At 43.6% G+C, this 3,100-nt stretch carries 3 protein-coding genes; all 3 read right to left on the bottom strand.

Going from position 1 to position 3,100, the window contains the following annotated elements; all coding sequences use genetic code 11:
- Positions 1 to 305 precede the first annotated feature (305 nt).
- The 3 genes from H6F88_RS00130 to H6F88_RS00115 all read right to left on the bottom strand — a co-directional run bounded on the left by H6F88_RS00130 (position 306) and on the right by H6F88_RS00115 (position 2,567).
- On the bottom strand, positions 306 to 749 hold the full coding sequence (locus H6F88_RS00130; RefSeq protein ID WP_190640736.1) for a cupin domain-containing protein: 444 nt from the start codon (positions 747 to 749) through the stop codon (positions 306 to 308).
- Between the two features lie 568 nt (positions 750 to 1,317).
- A complete protein-coding gene (locus H6F88_RS00120) occupies positions 1,318 to 1,866 on the bottom strand; it encodes a hypothetical protein (protein ID WP_190640735.1) in 549 nt (182 codons plus the stop codon).
- Positions 1,867 to 1,874: 8 nt separating this feature from the next.
- Positions 1,875 to 2,567: a DUF928 domain-containing protein gene (locus H6F88_RS00115; protein WP_190640734.1), complete on the bottom strand. Its 693-nt coding sequence runs from the start codon at positions 2,565 to 2,567 to the stop codon at positions 1,875 to 1,877.
- Positions 2,568 to 3,100: the final 533 nt, after the last annotated feature.

Below are 3,100 nucleotides of genomic sequence, written 5' to 3'. Positions count from 1 at the left end.
CTATCAAGTTCTCAAGCTGGAGTGGCTGAAATTATGCGTTCTTCTATAAAGAAATATAAATCTGATGATGGCTAAACTTCGATCGGCTGTGTTAATGTTTCGTCTTTGTTGATGCTCAATCCATGCTGGTTGTTATCCACATAATCACTCTTGAAAAGGCAATTCTGATTGTACGTTTGCACGACGGATAGCGCGGCTTTCAAATTCGTGGCGTATTTCTCCTAATGTTCTCAGGACTTACGCAGATGTACTAAATGTGGTGGCTCGGAATCGCTTCATATTGTTTTTAGCTCTACTTTCGATGATTAAAGCACGGACCTACGTCGCAGTACTGCTAAATCTTCAGCATCGAGTTCGTCTGGAACACCGCTACGAATTAATTCTACAAAACCCTCGTTTGGCACCATAATCGTAAGCGTGTAAAGTCGTGTTGACCCACTATTACGGATTTCATGAGTTCCGGTTGGCGGTACAAGCAAACTATCGCCAGAGCAAATTGCAACTTCTTTGCCATCACAAATTGCAACGCCTTCCCCTTCTAATACAAAAAACATCTCGACTGCAAATTGATGCTGATTTGGTGGCGTTTTTCCACCAACGTCAAAAATTTCGATACAAGATGTGAGCGATCGCTTAGCAACTGCCGGATCAAAAATGATCGCTAAGCGGTTTGTGGCATCTGGGTCGATACGATAAACCTGATATTCCCGCAGCGATCGAACTACTGGAATTACATGAGCTTCGTTCATTGAAGTTTCTCCAATGCTAGTTTCGCGATTTACAGCTCAAAGCCTATAAGCTCTGACGTTCTCAGTTGCCGAGCTTTTGCTCTCAAACGTATCAAGAAAGTAGCGAAGAGAGTTCGGAACTTGTTCGGACGAAGGAGTCAAGGTTCTCCACCCAGGTTCGCTTTATTGCTGCGATTATTTGTCTGCTGTTGTTTAATGAAACGCAGTTAATCACTAGCTTAAGAATATCTGTAATGATTAACATTTCATGCAGCAACAGCAAAACTTGATAAAAAGACTTACTTTTACTCACTGATTCCTTGCGTTGAGAAAATGTATGAACAATCTAAAATGGACTTTGGACAGCGTATTCCTCCAACCAAGAAGTAAGCCAAAGTAAACGAGCCATCAGAAGTTTTCAGTCAAATGCAGACAACACCATCATTACTCATACCAATCGCTATATTGATGCACAGGACAATGTAATTGAAAATGGCTGCCTCACCCAGAAGTTAAGTCTGCGTCGCAATGTGGTGATGGAGCGTTACCAGGATATTGTGAGTCAGATGTTTGAAGGATAAGGTAGAAGTTATCTATCTGCCTCTGTGGATTCATTCACAGCGCTTTGATGATTTGCATCCATCCACTGCCAGGATGTCAAACTAAATTGTATGAGCACTCCTTGGGGAATATTGTTGCGCCTGAGCAATTCCTCAAGCCGAGTTATCTCGCCGTTGGGCAGTATGGCAAGATTTTCGGCTTTAATCATGAGGGACTTATCTTCGGTGAAGAAGCAAAAGAAAGGAGCAATTCTAATATGATTGAGATCCGTAAAGGGACGACGAATCGTGGGCGCTACACATCCCACATCGTCTTTCTCAGACTCTTCCAACGCTTGATTTACTTCGTACCTCAACTCTACAGATAGGCTTAGCAGGTTCTCGTTCAAATCTGATAGGACAAGAGAACCAAAATTCGATAGGACGAGAGAATCAACGGATGGTTCTGAGCTTTCTTCAGAGTTGCGCTCCGCGCTAATCGCATTTGACGAAAAATAGCTTGCGATCGCCCCTGACGAGAAATAGCTAAAGACAGCCATCCCAGCCAAAACAATGAGGATAGTTTTTTGTCTTTTCATCTTTCTTCTCAATCTGTTGGAATATTTTCTAATCCAATTGATTGCAGCAAATTTATCCAAGCGGATTCAATTGTTGTATTGCTTGAATTGATACGATGAAGCTGAGCCAGCATGGTGATTGCGTCATACCAAATGTCATTCTCTAAATAAAGATTGACTCGCTCCTGAGGAGACGCATGAGCAAGTTGATAGGCTAGATCTGGATCAAGAGGAATCCGCTCAATGCCACCTTGCACATACATCGGCGCTTCTGTTCCACAGTTCAACTTGAAATACCATTGATAAACTCTACCGATTTCTAGAGGGGCGATCGTAGAGGGAAGAGAAATGCTGATGATGCCTGGAGTGTGCTCAAATGCAGGAAGGTCGGCTGATGTGATTCGGTAAACATCTTGACCTGTATCATTCTGTAGAATGAACTCTGCAGATAGGTTGGCAGTCTGCAAGTAGGGAACATAAAACCAGAACGTTGGATACTCGACCGTTGTGCTGCCTCCAACATAGGTTTCAGGCAGAGTTTCTGTTGGAACTTCAGTCATAGGAACCAGTGCCGTTAATTCGATTGAGGGAGCTGGACAGTCTCCGCGTCGTGCGCCGCCGCCTCTTCGTCCTGGAACCTGTCCCCTCACTTGTTTGGTTTGAAGTGAGGTTAATGTAAGAGAGCTAGCTTGGGCAGGAGGAAGTGTGAAGTCGATTGTCATACTTCCTATCAACAAAACACCTGCCCATACTAAGACATGTTTTGAAAAACCGAATCGAGTGGAGGTCTTTGTCATATTGTTCAAAATCACACGGTTCAAAATCGCACGGTTCAAAGTCACTGTGACGAAACGGTAGAGCCCTTTTGCAATCGATAAATCAGATGAATTATCACCACGCTGTTGTACAAAATCAGAGCTAATAGCGACGGAATAAATGGTAGCCATGTGCCCCTCAGCAAACCCAAAAAACACAGTCCATATAAGAAGATCGTGGCAACCATTATGGATATGGCAGTACGAATCAGCGATCGCCTAACATTCTTCCATTGCCATTGCGAAAACGCGAAGATGCCCCCCACCATTGCCCATGTCCACACCCAGCCGAATGTTTGCCATTGCGACAAAACCTTTAAGATAGGAGGTTGTGTCGCAAAAACTGATTAGGGACAAACGATCGTATCGTTTTCATTCCCTTAAGCAGCAATTTCAAAGATTGCTTCAATAAACTTGGCTTGAGACACACTGTCCCCTTG

Source organism: Oculatella sp. FACHB-28 (assembly GCF_014696015.1).
GTDB lineage: Bacteria > Cyanobacteriota > Cyanobacteriia > Elainellales > Elainellaceae > JAAUTN01.
The sequence above is the reverse complement of the archived record's forward strand: the minus strand, read 5'-3'. Positions and strand labels throughout refer to the sequence as shown.